This is a genomic window from Azohydromonas aeria, assembly GCF_009760915.1.
GTDB classification, from domain to species: Bacteria; Pseudomonadota; Gammaproteobacteria; order Burkholderiales; family Burkholderiaceae_C; genus Azohydromonas; species Azohydromonas aeria.
The window spans coordinates 59,975-78,169 of sequence record NZ_VIDQ01000027.1; the positions used below are offsets into that span (position 1 = coordinate 59,975).

Annotated in this window: 18 protein-coding genes; 10 read left to right on the forward strand and 8 right to left on the reverse strand. The window is 71.8% G+C overall.

Annotated elements, in window-relative coordinates; genetic code table 11:
• Nucleotides 1–24 precede the first annotated feature (24 nt).
• The 6 genes from FJ694_RS37625 to FJ694_RS17050 all read left to right on the forward strand — a co-directional run bounded on the left by FJ694_RS37625 (nucleotide 25) and on the right by FJ694_RS17050 (nucleotide 3,063).
• A complete protein-coding gene (locus FJ694_RS37625) occupies nucleotides 25–159 on the forward strand; it encodes a hypothetical protein (RefSeq protein WP_259373169.1) in 135 nt (44 codons plus the stop codon).
• A gap of 59 nt (nucleotides 160–218) precedes the next feature.
• Entirely contained in the window at nucleotides 219–1,064 is an 846-nt protein-coding gene (locus FJ694_RS17030) for a DUF6920 family protein (RefSeq protein WP_232540079.1), read from the forward strand.
• Nucleotides 1,045–1,668, forward strand: coding sequence for a GNAT family N-acetyltransferase (locus FJ694_RS17035; protein ID WP_157268440.1), 624 nt, complete (start codon nucleotides 1,045–1,047; stop codon nucleotides 1,666–1,668). Before FJ694_RS17030 ends, FJ694_RS17035 begins: the two co-directional genes overlap by 20 nt.
• A gap of 111 nt (nucleotides 1,669–1,779) precedes the next feature.
• On the forward strand, nucleotides 1,780–1,974 hold the full coding sequence (locus FJ694_RS17040; protein WP_157268441.1) for a YqaE/Pmp3 family membrane protein: 195 nt from the start codon (nucleotides 1,780–1,782) through the stop codon (nucleotides 1,972–1,974).
• Between the two features lie 182 nt (nucleotides 1,975–2,156).
• Nucleotides 2,157–2,537, forward strand: coding sequence for a hypothetical protein (locus tag FJ694_RS17045; protein WP_157268442.1), 381 nt, complete (start codon nucleotides 2,157–2,159; stop codon nucleotides 2,535–2,537).
• A gap of 46 nt (nucleotides 2,538–2,583) precedes the next feature.
• Nucleotides 2,584–3,063 carry a hypothetical protein gene (locus tag FJ694_RS17050; protein WP_157268443.1) on the forward strand — a complete coding sequence of 160 codons (480 nt, stop codon included), beginning with the start codon at nucleotides 2,584–2,586 and terminating at the stop codon, nucleotides 3,061–3,063.
• A 3-nt stretch (nucleotides 3,064–3,066) separates the two neighbouring features.
• Here FJ694_RS17050 and mnhG read toward each other — a convergent pair whose 3' ends face one another.
• From mnhG to FJ694_RS17085, 7 genes are all read right to left on the reverse strand, one after another.
• Complete coding sequence (gene mnhG / locus FJ694_RS17055) at nucleotides 3,067–3,414, reverse strand: monovalent cation/H(+) antiporter subunit G (RefSeq protein ID WP_157268444.1); 348 nt, start codon at nucleotides 3,412–3,414, stop codon at nucleotides 3,067–3,069.
• Nucleotides 3,411–3,689 carry a K+/H+ antiporter subunit F gene (locus FJ694_RS17060; protein ID WP_157268445.1) on the reverse strand — a complete coding sequence of 93 codons (279 nt, stop codon included), beginning with the start codon at nucleotides 3,687–3,689 and terminating at the stop codon, nucleotides 3,411–3,413. The genes mnhG and FJ694_RS17060 overlap by 4 nt, the downstream gene beginning before the upstream one ends.
• Complete coding sequence (locus FJ694_RS17065) at nucleotides 3,686–4,183, reverse strand: Na+/H+ antiporter subunit E (protein WP_157268446.1); 498 nt, start codon at nucleotides 4,181–4,183, stop codon at nucleotides 3,686–3,688. The genes FJ694_RS17060 and FJ694_RS17065 overlap by 4 nt, the downstream gene beginning before the upstream one ends.
• Nucleotides 4,180–5,886: a monovalent cation/H+ antiporter subunit D gene (locus tag FJ694_RS17070; protein WP_157268447.1), complete on the reverse strand. Its 1,707-nt coding sequence runs from the start codon at nucleotides 5,884–5,886 to the stop codon at nucleotides 4,180–4,182. Before FJ694_RS17070 ends, FJ694_RS17065 begins: the two co-directional genes overlap by 4 nt.
• Nucleotides 5,886–6,230, reverse strand: coding sequence for a Na+/H+ antiporter subunit C (locus tag FJ694_RS17075; RefSeq protein ID WP_157268448.1), 345 nt, complete (start codon nucleotides 6,228–6,230; stop codon nucleotides 5,886–5,888). The genes FJ694_RS17070 and FJ694_RS17075 overlap by 1 nt, the downstream gene beginning before the upstream one ends.
• A gap of 1 nt (nucleotide 6,231) precedes the next feature.
• A complete protein-coding gene (locus tag FJ694_RS17080) occupies nucleotides 6,232–9,168 on the reverse strand; it encodes a monovalent cation/H+ antiporter subunit A (RefSeq protein WP_157268449.1) in 2,937 nt (978 codons plus the stop codon).
• A 350-nt stretch (nucleotides 9,169–9,518) separates the two neighbouring features.
• On the reverse strand, nucleotides 9,519–12,263 hold the full coding sequence (locus tag FJ694_RS17085) for a PAS domain-containing hybrid sensor histidine kinase/response regulator (RefSeq protein ID WP_198320871.1): 2,745 nt from the start codon (nucleotides 12,261–12,263) through the stop codon (nucleotides 9,519–9,521).
• 451 nt (nucleotides 12,264–12,714) lie between these two features.
• Here FJ694_RS17085 and FJ694_RS17090 point away from each other — a divergent pair, with 451 nt between their 5' ends.
• Together FJ694_RS17090 and FJ694_RS17095 are read left to right on the forward strand one after the other, a co-directional pair.
• The gene (locus FJ694_RS17090; protein ID WP_157268451.1) at nucleotides 12,715–14,139 is read left to right on the forward strand and encodes a methyl-accepting chemotaxis protein; all 1,425 of its coding nucleotides are present in this window, start codon (nucleotides 12,715–12,717) and stop codon (nucleotides 14,137–14,139) included.
• 304 nt (nucleotides 14,140–14,443) lie between these two features.
• A complete protein-coding gene (locus tag FJ694_RS17095; RefSeq protein WP_157268452.1) occupies nucleotides 14,444–14,929 on the forward strand; it encodes a DUF456 domain-containing protein in 486 nt (161 codons plus the stop codon).
• 46 nt (nucleotides 14,930–14,975) lie between these two features.
• On the opposite strand, the gene FJ694_RS17100 is transcribed toward FJ694_RS17095, so the two are convergent.
• Nucleotides 14,976–16,241: an NAD(P)/FAD-dependent oxidoreductase gene (locus FJ694_RS17100; protein WP_157268453.1), complete on the reverse strand. Its 1,266-nt coding sequence runs from the start codon at nucleotides 16,239–16,241 to the stop codon at nucleotides 14,976–14,978.
• Nucleotides 16,242–16,506: 265 nt separating this feature from the next.
• On the opposite strand from FJ694_RS17100, the gene FJ694_RS17105 reads away from it, so the two are divergent.
• Together FJ694_RS17105 and FJ694_RS17110 are read left to right on the forward strand one after the other, a co-directional pair.
• Nucleotides 16,507–17,133: a Crp/Fnr family transcriptional regulator gene (locus FJ694_RS17105; RefSeq protein ID WP_157268454.1), complete on the forward strand. Its 627-nt coding sequence runs from the start codon at nucleotides 16,507–16,509 to the stop codon at nucleotides 17,131–17,133.
• An 83-nt stretch (nucleotides 17,134–17,216) separates the two neighbouring features.
• Nucleotides 17,217–17,915: a response regulator gene (locus tag FJ694_RS17110; RefSeq protein WP_232540080.1), complete on the forward strand. Its 699-nt coding sequence runs from the start codon at nucleotides 17,217–17,219 to the stop codon at nucleotides 17,913–17,915.
• Nucleotides 17,916–18,195 lie beyond the last annotated feature (280 nt).

The window sequence follows — 18,195 nt, forward strand, 5'->3', positions numbered from 1 at the left end:
CGAAAAGGAATTGCGGCCGGTCGGGTGCTCAACTCGACCGGCCGCGCTGCGCTGGGCGAGACGCAGGAGCAGGAGCAGGAGCAGGAGCAGGAGCAGGAGCAGGAGCAGGAGCAGGAGCAGGAGCAGGAGCAGGAGCAGGAGCAGGAGCAGGAGCAGTAATCGACAGCTTAAATCCCTGCACACGCGTCCACATCACTTTTCCAAAGATGAGAAAAGCCATGCTTGCCGTCACTCTTGGCCTGCTCTGCATCGCGGGAGCCGTGGTGCTCTACGGACAGATGCGCTGGAATGCGGGCACGAAGGAATTGCGCCAACAGCTGGAAGCCGCCCGACTCGACATCGAACCCAAGGTTTTCAATCAGGCCGAACTGGAGGGATTGCCTGCGCCGGTCCAGCGCTATTTTCGCGCCGCCATTCAAGACGGGCAGCCGATCATCGCCGCAGTCAACATGGCGCACGTTGGCAGTTTCAACATGGGCGAAACGACGGACAACTGGAAACCCTTCAAATCCACGCAGCGCGTGATCACGCGCCGGCCGGGTTTTGATTGGGACGTCCGTGTTTCGATGCTGCCGGGCATGGCCGTGCATGTGCATGACGCCTACGTTGCCGGCGAGGGCGTGCTGCATGCAGCCATTTTTGGACTGATTCCCGTGGTCAACTTGCGCGGCCCGGGACCGGTGGCCCAGGGAGAATTGATGCGTTTCCTGGCCGAGGCGGCTTGGTATCCCACCGCGCTGCTGCCCAGCCAGGGAGTACGTTGGCAAGCCGTGGACGACCGTTCTGCGCGGGCGACCTTGTCGGATGGCAGTTTGTTGCTGACGCTGCTGTTTCGTTTCAACAGCGACGGGTTGGTTGAAATGGTCCGTGCCGAGGCTCGGGGTCGCACAGTAGGCCGTACCATCGTGCCCACGCCATGGCAGGGCCGCTTCTGGAATTATGTGTCCCAGGAAGGCATGCGTGTGCCCCTGGAAGGCGAAGTGGCCTGGCTGCTGCCCGAAGGCGAAAAAACCTATTGGCGCGGCAAAGTTACGGCCATCCATTATGAATTCGCTCGACAGTGAATGTCGCCTCCTGGAGTGCTTGCATGAACCGGACCGCAAACAAAGAGATCAGAAGAAACAATTTACCGGCCAGCTCGGAAAAGTATTGACATCGCGCCTTCAACGTCTGGTCATTTCACGCATGCCATCTGAAATCACCACCGAGCGTCTCGCACGTCACCCAGAAGCCTTGCCGGTACTCGCCACCTGGTTTGAAAGCGAATGGCCCGACTGGTATGGGCCCGGCGGTCCCGGCAATGCCGAGGAGGATCTGCTGGCCTACGCCAATGAAGGAGACCTCCCCATGGGTATTGCAGCATTCCAGAATGGCTTGCTTTGCGGCGTCGCGGCTCTCAAGGCCGTATCCATCCCGAGTCATTTGCATTTGTCACCGTGGGCTGCCGCGGGATTTGTCATCCCGTCCCTGCGTGGGCAGGGTATAGGCGCCGCGCTGTTGACCGCGCTTGAATCCGAAGCCCGCGCTCTTGGTTATTCGCACCTCTACTGCGGCACTGCCACCGCAGCATCGCTGCTCTTGCGGTTACGGTGGCACCTCATTGAGTTCGTGGAACGGGAAGGCCAGAAAATAGGCCTCTATGGAAAGGCGTTGTGCGACCTGCCCTGACTTCACGCTGGACGGTATCAGCCCGCCTTCCTAGCTTCGACCCCAGGCCTCATTCTTGCCGTAGCCCTCAGACTGGAATGACCCGCCAACTCGTCGAAAAGGAGAAACCCCATGCGCCTCCTCCTTGCCATTTTCCTGCCCTTCGTCGCCTTCTTCACCATCGGCCGCCCCTTCTCGGGCATCATTTGCCTCATCCTGCAAATCACGCTGATCGGCTGGCTGCCGGCCGCGATCTGGGCGGTGTATTCGCTGAACCAGTACAAGACCGACAAGAAAATAGAAAAGGTGTTCGGGAGCAGGCCCTGACACAGTACCCGGTTTCATGGCCATGGTCGGTCCGGTCAATGGGCCTTGCAATGAGCCGGTCAGCTGGCGCCTTGCCATCACTTTCTCTTGGTAGCGCCAAGCCCCACCCGTGACAAAGCTCCTGCCCGCACAGGAGCCGATGACCATGGCGTTTTCCCCCCGGTTGCGGATACTGGCCCTTCGTGCAGGCGTCGCCCGTTGCGGTCCGGGATTTGACGCCGTGCGCTGCCCAACCGCTCAAGCGAATCCGACTTTCCATGCCTGAATTGACGACACGCCGGCTCGCCCCCCTTTTCCTGCTTTTGACTTGCTTCCTGCCGGCCTGCGCCGAGCGCCGGGTGGAAATCCAGGTATTTCCCTCGGAATACCAGGTGGGCCGAGTGCGCTCCGACATCGCCACGCCCGCGGTGGACGAGGTGCTGCGGCTCAAGCCGGCGGTGGTCGTGATCCAGGCCTGCAGATCGGTCCCGCCGATCAGGACGATCCAGCTTCAGACCGAGCTGTCCGCCCGCACGCAGGCCAGGCTTCAATTGCAGCTCATATCCGAGAACTGCCCATCCTGACGGCTCACCGGCCGCTCCGGAATTCGAAACCCCGCCCCTTCATTTCATGCACCAGCCTGCCTCCCTGCCCCTGCGCTGGCTTTACTGCCTGGCCCTCGTCAGCGTCATCCTTCCCTTCGGCATGTCCGGCTGGGTCGCCATGAGCGTGGGCGGCGGGCCGCTGCAGTCGCTGCCCTTCGTCGGGCCGCTGCTGTTCCTGGGCCTGGGCGTGTGGCGCATCGGGCTGGTGATCCGGCACCGGGACACCCTGGACGCCTTCGTGGACGGCCCGGCCGTGACGGCCCTGCGCCGTCTGGGCATCGGCTGCATGGCCTTCGGGGCGGTCCACCTGGCGCTGCGCCTGACCACTGCGCCGCTGATCCACTCCCTCACCACGCACCGCAGCGAGAGCGGCGTGGAGTTCTACGTGGCCGGCCTGTTCCTCGCGCTGCTGGGCGGCGCGGCGGCGCTGGGCCTGCTGCTGTTCGAGTTCTCGCGGCTGCTGGGCTTCGAGCGGCGGGCGCGGCGCGCGGCGCCTCTGGGCTGAACGTCAGTCCCGCTCCCCCAGCGCCGCCGGCAGCTCCTCCCCGCGCTGCCGCCCCCGGAACAGCGCCGCGCGCGCCAGCACGATCGTCGTCACCGGCGCCGTGATGGACAGCACCACCACGATCAGCGCCAGGTGCAGCGGCGGCGTGCCGCCGCGCACCCAGAAGTGCAGCAGCGTGGCGCCGGACACCAGCCAGGTCGCCAGCGTCGAGGCCAGCGCCGGCGCGTGCATGCGCAGGAAGAAGTCCGGCAGCCGCCACAGCCCCAGCGCGGCGCTGAGCACCAGCGCCGCGCTGCCCAGCAGCAGCGCGGCCACGGCCCACTCGGCCCAGGAGGCGCCCAGCGCGCTCACTCGATCGCCTCCCCGCGCAGCAGGAACTTCGCCAGCGCCACCGAGCCGACGAAGCCGAACAGCACCATCAGCAGCGCCGCCTCGAAGTAGGCCTCGCTGTCGAAGCCGATGCCCAGCACCAGCAGCATCAGCATCCCGACCACGTAGCTGAAGTCCAGCGCCAGCACGCGGTCCTGCGCTGCGGGGCCGCGCAGCAGCCGCCACAGCGCCAGCAGCAGCGCCAGGGTGTAGACCAGCAGCGTCAGGGCGACGGCCGCGGAGAGCACGGAAGTCATGGGGGGCATTCGAAAACCTCCTGCAGCGGCCGCTCGTAGCGGCGCTTGTAGCGCTCGATGAAGGCCGCCTCGTCCTCCAGGTCGAAGACGTGCAGCAGCAGCGCGCTGCGGTCGGGCGCCAGCTCGCACCAGACCGTGCCGGGCACGGCGGCCGTGATCACCGCCAGCAGCGCCAGCCCATGCGCGTCGCGCAGGTCGAGGGGCACGACCACGAAGCGCCCGCGCGGCGGGCGGCGCGGCGCGCGCAGCACGCCCGCGCCCACTTTCAGGGCCGACCCCGCCACCTCCAGCGCCGCCGCGGCCAGCAGCCCGATCAGCCGCCAGGGCCGGCGCATCGGCCCGGGCCGGGGCCGCAGCGGGCCCAGCAGCCGCGGCAGCACGAGGGCCAGCAGCGCGCCCAGCAGCAGCTGCCCCGGCGCCACGCTCTGCTGCAGCAGCAGCCACAGCACGAACAGCGCGGCCGACAGCAGCGGCGCGGGCAGCCAGCGCCTCATGGCCGGCCCTCCGGCGCCGGCGCCGCGGTGGCCACCGCGGGCGGCGGCACCACCGGGCGCGCCGCCATCACGGCGTCGATGTAGTGGCCGGGCCGGTGCAGCGTGTCGGCCGCCGCGCGCGTGTAGCGCAGCGCGGCGTCGCCGCCCAGCGCCAGCAGCAAACCGGCGCCCAGCAGCAGCGCCACGGGCAGCGCGTCGGCCGTGCGCAGGCCCGGCACCGGGCGCGCCTGCAGCGTCCAGAAGTGGCGCAGGCCCACGCGCAGCAGCGCCGTGGCCGCCGCCAGGCTGGAGAGGATCAGCAGCGCGAACAGCACCGGCGCGGCCGCGTTGCCCAGGTGCAGCAGCGTCGTGAGCATGGCCAGCTTGGCGACGAAGCCCGACAGCGGCGGCAGCCCCGCCACCGCCATCGCGCACAGCGTGAAGCCCACGCCCAGGAAGGCCAGCGCCGCCGGAATGACGCGGCCGACCAGCGCGGCTTCGTCGTCGTCGAGGTTGGCGCCGGGCGGCGGCTCGGCCTCGGTGAAGGCCGGCGGCGGCTGGAGCGCGTCGTCCAGGCGCGGCGTGTCGGCCTCCACCCGGCGCGCGCGCTCCAGCAGCTCCACCAGCAGGAACAGCGCCGCGCCGGCCAGCGTCGAGCCGGCCAGGTACAGCAGCGCGCCGCCGGTGAGCGCGGGATCGTTGAAGCCCAGCGCCGCCACCAGCGTGCCGGCCGAGGCGATCACGCTGTAGCCGGCCAGCCGCGCCAGCTGCTGCGACGCCAGCATGCCCACCGAGCCCCAGGCCAGCGTGGCCAGGCCCGCCCACACCAGCACCGGAGAGCCAAACAGCGCCGATGCGCCCGCGCCGGGCGCGAAGCAAAGCGTCCACAGCCGCAGCAGCGCGTACACGCCCACCTTGGTCAGGATCACGAACAGTGCCGCCACCGGCGTGCTGGCCGCGGCGTAGGCCGGCGGCAGCCAGAAGTTCAGCGGCCACAGCGCCGCCTTGGCCAGGAAGGCCACGGCCATGATCGACGCGCCGGCGTGTAGCAGCCCGCGGTCGCCTTCGGGCACCTGGCGCAGCTTCATGGACAGGTCGGCCATGTTGAGCGTGCCCGCCACGCCGTAGAGCAGCGCCACGCCGATGAGGAACAGCAGCGAGGCCAGCAGGTTGACGGCGACGTAGTGCAGCCCGGCGCGCACCCGCGCCAGCCCGCCGCCGTGCAGCAGCAGCCCGTAGCTGGCCGCCAGCAGCACCTCGAAGAACACGAACAGGTTGAACAGGTCGCCGGTGAGGAAGGCGCCCTGCAGGCCGAGCAGCTGCAGCTGGAACAGGGCGTGGAAGTGCAGCCCCGCCAGGTGCCAGCGCGCCACGGCGAAGAGCAGCGCCGCCAGCGCCACGGCCGAGGCCAGCACGCACAGCAGCGCCGCGAGCCGGTCGGCCACCAGCACGATGCCGAACGGCACCGGCCAGTTGCCCGGCAGGTACACCGCGATCGCCGCCGCCGCGCCGTCCTGCGGCGTCACCCGCAGCAGCAGCGCCACCGCCAGCAGCAGCCCGGCCGAGGTGGAGAGGAGGTTGAGCACCGCCTTGGCGCCGCGCCGGCGCGTGCCCATCAGCAGCATCAGCGCGGCGGTGCCCAGCGGCAGCAGCACCGGCGCCGCCAGCAGGTGGTGCGCGGCCAGGGCGGGCAGCAGCAGCGGCTGCAGGAAGGCTTCGGCCATCAGGCCGCGTCCTCGTCGCCGTCCACGTGGTCGCTGCCGGCCAGGCCGCGCAGCGCCAGCAGCAGCACCAGGAACAGCGCCGTGGTGGCGAAGCCGATGACGATGGCCGTGAGCACCAGCGACTGCGGCAGCGGGTCGGCGTAGTGCGCCAGGTCGGCCGGCAGCCCGTCGCGCACCAGCGGCGGCTTGCCCTCGGAGAGGCTGCCCACGCTGAAGATGAACAGGTTCACCGCGTAGGACAGCAGCGACAGCCCGATCAGCACCTGGAAGGTGCGCGGGCGCAGCACCAGCCACACGCCCGCGCCGCTGAGCACGCCGATGGCCAGGGACACGACGATCTCCATCTCAGCCGCCCTCCCCGGCGGCGGCGGCGGTGCCGTCGCCCTGGCCCAGGTCGTCGCCGGGCCGCCGGCGCACGCGCAGCGACTGGTGGGCGATGGCCGTGAGCAGCAGCAGCGTGGCGCCCACCACCACGGCGAACACGCCCAGGTCGAAGAAGGTGGCGCTGGGCAGGTGCAACTCGCCCAGCAGCGGCAGCGTGAAGTGCGCGGTGTGCGTGGTCAGGAACGGGTGGCCGAAGGCCAGCGCGCCCAGCCCGGTGACGAGCGCCAGCAGCAGCCCCGTGCCGATCCAGCGCGCCGGGCGCAGCGTCAGCCGCGCCTCGACCCAGCGCGTGCCGCCGACGACGTACTGCGCGATCAGCGCGATGGCCAGCACCAGCCCGGCCACGAAGCCGCCGCCGGGCGCGTTGTGGCCGCGCAGGAACAGGTGCGCGGCGAACACCGCGGCCAGCGGCAGCAGCAGCCGCACCAGCACCGCCGGCACCTCCAGGTAGCCGTGCCCGGCCTCGCGGTTGCGGGGCAGCGGCGCGAGGTCGCCATGCGCGCCGGCCTCGCCACGGGGCGCCTGCTGCTGCACCGGGCGCCGGATCACCTCGCGCGGCGGGCGGAAGCGCCGCAGCAGCGCGTACACCGTGATGCCGACGCAGCCCAGCACGCAGATCTCGCCCAGGGTGTCGAAGGCGCGGAAGTCCACCAGCATGACGTTGACGACGTTGCGCCCGCCCCCGCCGGGCAGCGCCTGCGCCAGGAAGAACGGCGAGATGCTCAGCGGCGCCTCGCGCGTGAGCAGCGCGTAGGACAGCACCGCCAGCCCGCTGCCCAGCAGCACGGCCAGGACCAGGTCGCGGGCGCGCCGGCGCAGCGCGCGGCGCGGATGCGGGTCCTCGCGTGCCGTGCGCCGCGGCAGCCAGCGCAGGCCCAGCAGGAACAGCACCACCGTCACCACCTCCACGGCCAGCTGCGTCAGCGCCAGGTCGGGTGCGGAGAACCAGGCGAAGGTCAGGCACAGCGCCAGGCCCACCATGCCCAGCATCATCAGCGCCGCCACGCGGTGGAACTTCGCCTGCCATGCCGCGCCGAGGGCGCAGGCTCCGGCCACGGCCCACAGCAGCACGAAGGCCGGCGAGGCCGGCACGCGCTCGCGCGCCCCCCAGGCCAGCGGCACGGCCAGCGCCGAGGCCAGGCCCGCCGCGCCGGCGATGAGCAGCATCCACAGCAGCTGCGGCTGCAGCCGCGCCGTGCCGCCCAGGCGGCGCGCGCGCCAGGCCAGCACGGTCACGCCGGCCAGGGCGCGCTCGAACAGCCGCTTGCCGCCCCAGGCCGGCGGCAGCAGCGCGCCCGGGCCCAGGCGCAGCCGCAGGTCGGCGCCGAAGCGCAGGTACAGCGCCACCCCGAGCGCCAGCGCCACCCCGCTCATCAGCAGCGGCAGGTTGAAACCGTGCCAGACGGCCAGGTCGTAGTCGGGCAGCGTGCCGCCCACCACCGGGCGCGCGGCGGTGGCCAGCAGCGGCGCGACGGACAGGTTGGGCAGCGTGCCCACCACCACGCAGGCCAGCACCAGCAGTTCCACCGGCACGCGCATCCAGCGCGCGGGCTCGTGCGGGCGGCGCGGCAGGGGCCGCGCCGGCCCCGGGCCGAAGAACACGCCGTGGCCGAAGCGCAGCGAATAGACCACCGCGAACACCCCGGCCAGCGTCGCGGCCAGCGGCAGCACGATCTCGACGAAGGGATGCGCCGACAGGAACACCGCCTCGGCGAAGAACATCTCCTTGGACAGGAAGCCGTTGAGCAGCGGCACCCCGGCCATGGCCGCGCAGGCCACCAGCGCCAGGATCCCGGTGAAGGGCATGGCGCGCAGCAGGCCGCCCAGGCGGCGCATGTCGCGGGTGCCGGTCTCGTGGTCGATGATGCCCACGGCCATGAACAGCGAGGCCTTGAAGGTGGCGTGGTTCATCATGTGGAACACCGCCGCCACGGCCGCGATGGGGCTGTTGAGGCCCAGCAGCAGCGTGACCAGGCCCAGGTGGCTGATGGTCGAGTAGGCCAGCAGCCCCTTGAGGTCGTTCTGGAACATCGCCACCCAGGCGCCCAGCAGCAGCGTGGCCAGCCCCGCGCCGCCCACGAGCCAGAACCACGCGTCGGTGCCCGAGAGCACCGGCCACAGCCGCGCCAGCAGGAACACGCCGGCCTTGACCATGGTGGCCGAGTGCAGGTAGGCCGACACCGGCGTGGGCGCGGCCATGGCGTGCGGCAGCCAGAAGTGGAAGGGGAACTGCGCGCTCTTGGTCAGCGCGCCCAGCAGGATGAGCCCCAGCGCCAGCGGGTACATCGGGTGCGCGCGCACCCGCTCGCCGGCGGCCAGCACGGCGTCGAGCTCGTGGCTGCCCACGATGTGGCCCAGCAGCAGCAGCCCGGCCAGCAGCGCCAGCCCGCCGCCGGCCGTGACGGTGAAGGCCATGCGCGCGCCGCGGCGCGCGTCCTTGCGGTGGAACCAGTAGCCGATGAGCAGGAAGGAGAAGACGCTGGTCAGCTCCCAGAACACCAGCAGCTGGATCAGGTTGCCGGCGGTGACCACGCCCAGCATCGCGCCCATGAAGCCCAGCAGCAGCGAGTGGAAGCGCGCGGCCGGGTCCTGCGGCGAGAGGTAGTAGCGCGCGTACACCGCCACCAGCGCCCCCATGCCGCTGACGAGCAGCGCGAACATCCAGGCGAAGCCGTCGAGCCGCACGACGATGTCCACGCCCAGCCCCGGCAGCCAGGACAGGCGCTGCGTCACCACCCCGCCCTCGGCCACCTGCGGATAGAGCAGCGCCAGCGGCAGCGCCACGGCCAGCGCCACCGCCGCCGACCACAGCGACTCCAGGTTGCGCGCGCCGGTGGGCAGCAGCGCCGCCACGGCGCTGCCGGCGAAGGGCAGGAGCAGGATCAGCAGCAGGGACATCGAGGGCGGCGGCCTTTCGGGGGTGTTGCGCTTGCCGCCCCCTGGGGCACGTGCCGTGCCGCTGCCCGGCGAAGGTGCTGAAGGGGCCGGTGCGGGCCCGGGGGCGGGGGAGGCGCACGGCCGTTCAGGGAAAGTGGGCGAACAACGCCGGTAGTCCGTTGGCTCGGGCGGTCCGCTCCCTGCTTCGTCATTCCCGCGCAGGAGCATTGCTGTCCGGGGAAAGTGAATGACTGTCGGTGGTCCGTCAGCACGGGCGGCTCGCACCCTGCTTCGTCATTCCCGCCTGCGCGGGGATGACGATGTAGTGGGCGTGACGTGCCAGCTTCTGGCTGGCGCCTATCCCACAACGCTCAAAGCCTCCCCAGCAGCTCCACCGGGTCCACCGGCTTGACGAAGTGCGCGTCGAAGCCCGCCGCGTGCGAGGCGGCGCGGTCGGGTGCCTGGCCGTAGCCGGTGAGCGCGTAGAGCCGGCACCCGTCGAGGCCGGGCAGCTGGCGCAGCCGCCGCGCCAGCTCGTGGCCCGACATGTCGGGCAGCCCGATGTCGAGGATGCACACCTGCGGCGGCGGCTCCAGGCCGTGGCGCAGCAGCTCGCCGGCGCAGCCGAATACCGATACCCGGTGCCCGTGCAGCTGCAGCAGCGCCGCCAGCGTCTGCGCGGCGTCGGCGTTGTCGTCCACCAGCGCGATGCGCAGGCCCTCGGCGCCGGGCACGGCCGCCGCGCCGGCCCCGGGCTCGTCCGCCGCCGGCGCCGCCAGCGCCTCGGCCCGCGCCGGTGCCTCGGCCAGCGGCAGCTCCAGCGTGAAGGTGCTGCCCTGGCCGCGGCCGGCGCTTTGCGCGGCCACGCGCCCGCCGTGCATCTCGGCCAGCGTGCGCACCAGCGCCAGCCCGATGCCCAGCCCGCCCTGCGCCCGGTCGGGCGTGCGCTCGGCCTGCGTGAACAGCTCGAAGACGTGCGGCAGCAGCGCCGCGTCGATGCCGTCGCCGTCGTCGCTGACCTGCACCCGCACCCGGCCGTCGGGGTCGCTGCGGCTGTCCAGGGCCAGGTGGCCGCCAGGCGGGGTGTACTTGGCCGCGTTGTTGAGCAGGTTGGCCACCATCTGCGTGCAGCGCGTGTGGTCGCCGCGCACCCACAGCGGCACGGGCCCGAGCCGCATCGACAGCGCGTGGTTGCGGGCCTCGACGAGCGGGCGCACCTGCTCCACCGCCGCGCGCAGCGCGTCCTTCAGGTCGAAGGTCTCCTGCTCCAGCTGCACCAGGCCGCGCGTGACGCGCGAGACGTCGAGCAGGTCGTTGACGATGTCGGTCATGTGCTGGACTTGGCGCGAGATGATGGCGCTGGCCTTGGCCACGCGCTGCGCGTCGGCGCCGCCCGCGCGCAGCAGCAGCGCCGCGGTGGCGATGGGCGCCAGCGGGTTGCGCAGCTCGTGCGCGAGCATGGCCAGGAACTCGTCCTTGCGCCGGTCGGCCTGGCGCAGCGACTCCTCGCTGCGCAGCAGCGCGTCCTGCGCCAGGCGCGACTCGTGGATGTCGGTGCAGGTGCCCATCCAGCGGATGATGCGGCCCGTGTCGTCGCGCACCGGCAGCGCGCGGCCCAGCACCCAGCGGTACTGCCCCGAGCGGTGGCGCAGCCGGTACTCGATCTCGTAGGGCTCGCCGGTGCGCAGGCTGTGGCGCCAGCGCTCCCAGGCCCGGGCCTGGTCGTCGGGGTGGAACACGCCGTTCCAGCCCTCGCCGTCGGTCTCGCCCTCGGCCAGGCCGGTGAAGGCGTACCACTGGCGGTTGTAGTAGTCGTGCCAGCCGTCGGGCCGCGTGGACCAGACCATCTGCGGCATGGCGTCGGTGATGGCGCGCAGCTTGGCCTCGCTGGCGCGCAGCCCGGCCTCGGCGCGCACGCGGTCGGTGATGTCGATCTGCGCCAGCACCGCGCCGGTGATCCCGCCCTGCGCGTCGCGGATCGGGCTGCCGCGCAGCAGCACGGTCTTGCGCACGCCCGGCGCGCCGAAGGGCTCGATGTCCACGACGTCGCCGCCCACCTCCTGCCCGGCCAGCGCCCGCGCCATGGCCCACTCGTGCGGCGCCAGCGGCTGCCCGTGGCGCGGTCCGCCGTCGGCCCACCAGCCCTTCCACTGCTCGTAGTCGCCCACGTGCCGCGCGGCGGGCTGGTCGCCCCACAGCGCCCGGTTGCCGGCGTTGGCCAGCACGATGGCGCCGCCGGCGTCGGCGTAGCAGATGGCCGCGGGCGCGGCCTGCAGCAGCGCGTCCAGCCGCGCGCGCTGGATCTCGGCGTCCTGCGCCAGGCGCAGCGCGCGCTGGCTGGCTTCGCGCGCCTCCTCCTCGGCGCGCTTGCGCGCGGTGACCTCGCGCAGCGTGCCCAGCAGCCGCAGCGGCACGCCACGGGCGTCGCGGTAGATGTCGGCCTGGGCGTTGAGCCAGTGCAGCGAGCCGTCGGCCCACAGCACGCGGAAGGTCTGCGCCATCGGCTCCAGCCGCGCCACGGACTGCTCCAGCGTGGCCCGCACCCGCGTCCGGTCCTCGGGATGCACGTGGCGCAGGAAGATCTCCGCGTCCCACTCGGCCACCGGCGCGGTGTAGCCGAAGCAGCGGTCGTGCGAGGGCGAGGTGCGGGCGCGCCGCGTGTCCAGGTCCAGCTCCCAGTAGCCCACCTGCGTGGCTTCGAGCAGGAAAGACAGCCGCGCCGCGTTCTCCGCCTGCTCCTGGCGCGCCTCCTGCAGCGCGGTGACGTCGCGCGACAGCGCCACCACCGCCGCCACGCCGCCCTGCCCGTCGGGCACGGGCCAGACGCTCACGTCCCACCAGCGCGGCGTGCCGCGCAGCGTCGGGCACGGTGCCGTGAAGCGCGTGGCGCCGCCGCCGAGCGCCTGCCGCACCGCGCACTGCACCGTCTCCTGGAACGGCGCGGGCCACAGGCCGCACCATGCGCGCCCCTGCAGCGCGGCGGCGTCGTCGAGCTCCAGCGCGGTGCAGCCGCTGGCGTTGACGCACAGCAGCCGGCCGTCGCGGTCGAGCAGCTTGGCGCAGTCCGGACTGGACTCCAGCAGCCGCCACGCCGTGGCGGCCGGTTGTTCAGCCATGGATGCGCTCATCTGCCGCCGTCCCCCTGTGCGATGGTGTGGTTGCGCCGCGGCCGGAGCCGGCCCGCGGCGGCAGCCCCCCAGGGCAAGCCCGGGGCCCGTGACCGTCGCGGGAGTCTCTCATGCGCGGCAGGCCAAGCCGGGGCCCGGGGGCCAATATCAGGACGGCCGGTAACCGGACGGAATCGTCGAATATGCCCCTATCACATCCGGGGCAATTCGAGGCGACGCGCATCAAAACACGCCTGGACGAAACACCGAATTTCACAATGGCGCCATGAATTCAGCGCATGCGGCCCGGAAAATCCCGCCCGCCGGATTCGGCCAAAAATATAACAGTATTTCTGGGACAAGCAGGAAGTTTCAAAACAGGTTTCACGGGCGTGGGTTTGCCATTTTCGGCCCACCGGACCCGAAGCCGGCGCACATTCACCTTACGGGATTCACTGTCATGTCCGCATTCCTTCAGGAACCTGGCCGGGTGCAGCTCGGCAAGGACCGGCTCATGCTGGCCGCGCTGCTGCTGGGCGCCGGCGCGGCGCTGGCCATCGGCGCCAGTTTCAACCAGTTCGGGCTGGCCGTGGCCGGTGCCGGGCTGCTGTCGGCGCTCGGCATCGGCGCGGTCATGCTGGCCGGCGGCACGCTGTTCTCGCGCCTGGCCGTCACCGCCGCCATGGCCGGCATGGTGATGCTGCATATTCAACTGGGCCGCGGCACGCTGGAATTCCATTTCGGCGTGTTCCTGACGCTGGCCCTGCTGCTGGTATATGCCGACTGGCGGCCGATCGTGCTGGCCGCGGCCCTGTTCGCCGTGCACCACCTGCTGTTCGACCGGCTGCAGGCCGCCGGCCTGGGCGTGTACTGCACGCCCGAAGCCGATTTGCTCAAGATCCTGATGCATGCCGGCTACGTGGTGGTGCAGACGGCGCTGGAGGTGTACCTGGCCGTGCGCATGGGCCGGCTGGACCGGCAGCGCGAGGAGCTCGAAGCCGTGGTGCAGGCCCTGGACCGGCGCGAGGGCCTGTCGCTGGACGTGTCCGGGCTGGCGCTGCGCACGCCGCTGGCGCGCTCGCTGCAGGACACGCTGGGCCGGGTGCGCGACGCGCTGGCGCAGGTGCGGGGCGCGGTGCAGCAGGTCAGCGGCGCCAGCGCCGAGATCGCCAGCGGCAGCCAGGACCTGTCCTCGCGCACCGAGCACACGGCGGCGCGGCTGCAGCAGGCGGCCTCGTCGATGGAGCAGCTCTCCGGCACCGCGCAGCAGACGGCCGAGTCGGCGCGCGAGGCGCAGCAGCTGGCGGCCTCGGCCGCCGGCGTTGCCGAGCAGGGCGGCCGCGCCGTCGCCGACGTGGTGGCGACGATGGCGGACATCAATGCCAGCGCCTCGAAGATCGGCGACATCATCGGCGTCATCGACGGCATCGCCTTCCAGACCAACATCCTGGCGCTCAATGCCGCGGTGGAAGCGGCGCGCGCAGGCGAGGCCGGGCGCGGCTTCGCGGTCGTGGCCGGCGAGGTGCGCGCGCTGGCGCAGCGCAGCGCCGTGGCCGCCACCGAGATCAAGGCGCTGGTGGGCAGCAGCGTGGACAAGGCCACGCAGGGCGCGCGGCTCGTCGATGGCGCCGGGCGCACCATGGACGAGATCGTCGCCGGCGTGCAGCGCGTGTCCGCGCTCATCAGCGAGATCACCCGCGCGGCCGACGCGCAGAGCCGCGACCTGGTGGAGATCAACGCGGCGGTGGGCCAGCTCGACGAGATGACGCAGCAGAACGCGGCGCTGGTGGAGCAGAGCCTGGCCGCGGCGGCCAGCCTCAACGACCAGGCGGCGCGCATGGCCGCCAGCGTCAGCCACTTCGAGCTGGGCGCGGCCGCGCGCTGAGCCCGCCCCGGCACGGTGCCGGTGAAAGGGTGTCCGCGGGAGCAGGCCTGCTGTCCTGGCTGACCTCTGCGTGGCCCCGGGTGAGGTTTCGCAAGTGGACGGCGTGGATGGAATGCCGGTCCCGCGGACGGCCGGGCTTCACATCGACACGGACCCTCCCGAGGCAGGGCCGGCGGCACCGCGGCCCGGCGTCGGCGGTGCGTCAGGTCAACCCCAGCAATGCGGGTTCCCGCGCGGCGGCCGACACTGGCCCATGGCACCGCGCCGCGCCCCTCGCGGCCTGCCGTTTGCAAGGAGACCGCGCATGGACACTTCTTCCCTGCTCTGGGTCGCGGCCGTCGTGGCCGTGCTGTTGGGACTCGCCGGCGTCGTGCTGCCGCTGCTGCCGGGCACGCCGCTGCTCTTCGGCGGACTGTGGCTGGCGGCCTGGCTCGACGGCTACTCGCGCGTGAGCATGCTCACGGTCGGGGTGCTGGCCGTCATGGCGCTGCTGGCCTGGGTGGCGGACTACGCCGCCGCGGCGCTGGGCGTGAAACGCGCGGGAGCCAGCGGGCGTGCCATGGCCGGCGCCGCGATCGGCGCGCTGCTGGGCGCCTTCGCCGGGCTGCCGGGGCTGATCCTGGGCCCGGTGCTGGGCGCCGTGATCGGCGAGTTCTCGGCGCGCCGCCACGTGGCCCAGGCCACCCGCGCCGGCGTGGCCGCCGGGCTGGGCTTCGTCATCGCCATCGCCGCCAAGCTCGGCCTGGCGTTGGGCATGCTGGGCGTGTTCGCCTTCGCGTACTTCGTCTGAAGGCCGCGGCCCCGGGCGGGGCCGCAAGCCGTTCAGCGGCCGGCGCTCAGCGGCCGACGCCGCGGCCTTCGCCGTGGGTGAGCTCGACGAAGGCGGCCATCACCTTGTGCGGATGCCGCATCAGCTCCGCCTTCCAGCGGCCGAGCGGGCGGCGCGTGTGGATCAGCCCGCGCAGGGCGCCCACGTGCTGCGGCGGGCCGATGGTGATGGCGCCCACCATCACGTCGCCGTCGAAGCACAGCCGCGTGTACAGGAAGTTCTCCTCGTCGGTCTGCTCCACCACCTCGCCGCCCTCGCGGCCCTGCCACTCGCCGAAGGTGTGCGAGATCAGGCCCACGGTGTCGAGCACGTTCATGCTCAGGCTGCCGCGGTAGGGATGCTCCTTGCCGACCATGTTCAGCGCCGCGATGCGGCCATGCTCGGTGGCCGTGGGCTGCAGCGCGTGCACCACCCACTCGCCGGTGGAGAAGTCGCGGCCCTGTGCCACGTCGCCGGCGGCGTAGATGCACGGCACGGTGGTGCGCATGTGGTGGTCCACCACCACGCCCTGGTCGATGCGCGCGCCGGTGCCTTCGAGGAACGACACGTTGGGCTTCACGCCGGTGGCCAGGATGATCAGGTCGGCCTCGATGGTGCGGGTGTCCATCACCAGGCGCGGGCCCGGCTCGATGCGCTCGGTGCGGCCCGACGTGATCACGTCCACGCCGCGCGCCTCCAGCCAGCGCTGCAGCATGCGGCTGCCGGTGGGGGTCATCATGGTGCGCAGGATCTGCCCGGCGCGGCCGGCGATGACGTGCAGCTGCACGCCCGTGCCCACCAGCGCCTTCATGCACACGCCGGCGACGAAGCCGGCGCCGATCATCACCACCCGCGCGCCGGGCTTGAGCTTGTCGGCGATGGCGCGCGCGTCCTCCAGCGTCCAGCAGGTCACCACGCCGGGCAGGTCGGTGCCGGGGATCGGCGGCAGCGAGGGCGAGGAGCCGGTGGCCACGAGCAGCTGGTCGTAGTCGAGCACGCTGCCGTCGTCGAGCGTGACCTGGCCGCCGTCGGGGCGGGCCTGCACCTGCTCGGCACGGCGGTTGAGGTAGCGGATGCCCAGCTTCTCGTAGTGCCCGGGCGTCTTGCGCTGCAGCGCGCCGGCCTCGTCGATGGAGCCGTTGAGGATGTAGGGGATGGCCATGCGCGCGTAGGGCTCGCCGGCCTCGCCGCTGACCAGCGTGATGTCGCTCCTGCGGTCGTGCTCGCGCAGCGTCTCCACCGCGCGCACGCCGGCCGGGCCGGCACCGATCACCACGTACTTCCTGGTTGTCATGCTTGTCTGCTCACTGCGAACTTGATGCCGCATCTGACCCAGGCAAGCTTGCACAAGGCTTATCGCGGCGGGCACGCCGGCGGTTTTTTGGGCGCGGTATTGAGCTGCATCAAGCCGCCAGCGGGCACCGAAGGCCGGTGCGGCCTGCGGTTTACCCGGTGTCCGGCCGTGACCTTCGTCACCGTCACGGCATGCGCAATGGCACGGCCCGGCCGTGACGTTCCGCAGCGGGGCGCGGCCGGTGGGCTGCCTACAGTCAGGTCCCATGAAACGCCTCCTCTCGACCCACCCGCTGCGCAACTCCATCGCCCTCCAGCTGCGGTCGCACCCGCTGCTGGCGGACCTGCACGAGGCGGCGCATGCCGAGCTGGCCCGGCTGGTCACGGTGCACGAGGTGCACCGCGGCGAGCGGCTGCTGGAGCAGGGCAGCCGCGAGCTGAGCCAGTTCTTCGTGATCGAGGGGCTGCTCAAGCGCGTGGTCACCGGCGCCAACGGCCGCGAGATGACGCTGCGCTTCGCCGGCGAGCACGACATGGAAAGCTGCTTCGAGGCCTGGCAGCAGGGCGCCGGGTCGGGCTTCTCGGTGGTGGGCGCCAGCGCGGGGCTGGTGGTCTCGCTGAGCATGGCCGACTGGTGCGATTTCCTGGAGCGGCACGCCGCGGTGCGCCAGCGCTTCCAGGAGCGGCTGGTGCAGATCGGCGCGGCGATCGTGGAGCACGCCGTCGGGCTGCTGCTGCTCGACGCGCCCAGCCGCGTGCAGCACTTCTCCTGCAAGCACCGCGAGCTCGCCGACCGGCTCACGCACAAGGAGCTGGCCTCGTTCCTGAACCTCTCGGCCGAGACCTTCTGCCGCGTGACCCGGCGCCACCGCCCGGCCCTGCAGGCCGCCTGAGGGCTGCGGCCATGGCCCCGGCGCCTGCAGCCCCGCCCTGCCGGTTCAGCGAGCCGCAAGCGCCGGGACCTATATTGGCTCGCATGAATGCGGAGAAAGCCGCGGCTGCCCAGCGCATCCGCCTGTTGATCGTCGATGACCAGGCGCTGGTGCGCCGCGGCCTGGCGCTGATGCTGTCCATGGAGCCCGACATGGAGGTCGTGGGCGAGGCCGGCGACGGCCTGGACGCCGTCGAGCAGGCGCGGCGGCTGCGGCCCGACGTGGTGCTGATGGACCTGCACATGCCGCGCAAGGGCGGCGTGGCCGCCACGCGCGAGATCACCGCCTCGCTGCCGCTGACGCGCGTGCTCGTGCTCACCACGCTGGAGGCCGAGCAGGCCGTCTTCGACGCCGTGCGCGCCGGCGCCACCGCCTACCTGCTCAAGGACGCCACCGAGCGCGAGGTGGTCGAGACCATCCGCGGCGTTCACCGCGGCGAGTCGCACCTGACGCCGCAGATCGCGCGCAAGGTGCTCGACCAGTTCCGCCGCCTGGCCGAGGCCGCGCCGCAGCCCGAGGTCCGGCAGGCGCCGGCGCAAGACGGGGAGGCGCCGCTGTCGGAGAAGGAGGGCAAGGTGCTGCAGCTCATCGCCGAGGGCAAGAGCAACAAGCAGATCGGCGCGATGCTGTTCCTGGCCGAGGGCACGGTGAAGAACTACGTCAGCCGCATCATGGAAAAGCTCCACGCCGGCAGCCGCACCGAGTTGGCCGTGATCGCGCTGCGGCAGCGGCGCGTCGAGTAGGTCACGCTCCCTCCGCCACCCGGTCTCCCCGGGTTGTTTCACGGCCTCCCATAAGTCCCTGTCCCACAGGGAAAAAGGCCAAATTCCCCTCCCACGACGTGCCACCAAGGCGCACCTAATCGCTCCAGAATTGATGGGTAGCATGATGGGTCGCAAGACCGTCAGGCATCCGGAGGTTCGGCATGGGTCGGGTCGCAGTTGAGCTCAGCGCGCTCGCGGTTTCTCGCCTGGTCGAGCCCGGGCTCCACTTCGTCGGCGGCGTCGCCGGCCTGGCCCTGCA

What these genes read in the sequence shown, in the direction of transcription:
- FJ694_RS17030 (WP_232540079.1), top strand. Translation starts at nt 219, where the DNA reads ATGCTTGCCGTCACTCTTGGCCTGCTCTGCATCGCGGGAGCCGTGGTG.
- FJ694_RS17035 (WP_157268440.1), top strand. Translation starts at nt 1,045, where the DNA reads ATGAATTCGCTCGACAGTGAATGTCGCCTCCTGGAGTGCTTGCATGAA.
- FJ694_RS17040 (WP_157268441.1), top strand. Translation starts at nt 1,780, where the DNA reads ATGCGCCTCCTCCTTGCCATTTTCCTGCCCTTCGTCGCCTTCTTCACC.
- FJ694_RS17050 (WP_157268443.1), top strand. Translation starts at nt 2,584, where the DNA reads ATGCACCAGCCTGCCTCCCTGCCCCTGCGCTGGCTTTACTGCCTGGCC.
- FJ694_RS17060 (WP_157268445.1), bottom strand. Translation starts at nt 3,689, where the DNA reads ATGACTTCCGTGCTCTCCGCGGCCGTCGCCCTGACGCTGCTGGTCTAC.
- FJ694_RS17065 (WP_157268446.1), bottom strand. Translation starts at nt 4,183, where the DNA reads ATGAGGCGCTGGCTGCCCGCGCCGCTGCTGTCGGCCGCGCTGTTCGTG.
- FJ694_RS17070 (WP_157268447.1), bottom strand. Translation starts at nt 5,886, where the DNA reads ATGGCCGAAGCCTTCCTGCAGCCGCTGCTGCTGCCCGCCCTGGCCGCG.
- FJ694_RS17075 (WP_157268448.1), bottom strand. Translation starts at nt 6,230, where the DNA reads ATGGAGATCGTCGTGTCCCTGGCCATCGGCGTGCTCAGCGGCGCGGGC.
- FJ694_RS17080 (WP_157268449.1), bottom strand. Translation starts at nt 9,168, where the DNA reads ATGTCCCTGCTGCTGATCCTGCTCCTGCCCTTCGCCGGCAGCGCCGTG.
- FJ694_RS17085 (WP_198320871.1), bottom strand. Translation starts at nt 12,263, where the DNA reads ATGGCTGAACAACCGGCCGCCACGGCGTGGCGGCTGCTGGAGTCCAGT.
- FJ694_RS17090 (WP_157268451.1), top strand. Translation starts at nt 12,715, where the DNA reads ATGTCCGCATTCCTTCAGGAACCTGGCCGGGTGCAGCTCGGCAAGGAC.
- FJ694_RS17095 (WP_157268452.1), top strand. Translation starts at nt 14,444, where the DNA reads ATGGACACTTCTTCCCTGCTCTGGGTCGCGGCCGTCGTGGCCGTGCTG.
- FJ694_RS17100 (WP_157268453.1), bottom strand. Translation starts at nt 16,241, where the DNA reads ATGACAACCAGGAAGTACGTGGTGATCGGTGCCGGCCCGGCCGGCGTG.
- FJ694_RS17105 (WP_157268454.1), top strand. Translation starts at nt 16,507, where the DNA reads ATGAAACGCCTCCTCTCGACCCACCCGCTGCGCAACTCCATCGCCCTC.
- FJ694_RS17110 (WP_232540080.1), top strand. Translation starts at nt 17,217, where the DNA reads ATGAATGCGGAGAAAGCCGCGGCTGCCCAGCGCATCCGCCTGTTGATC.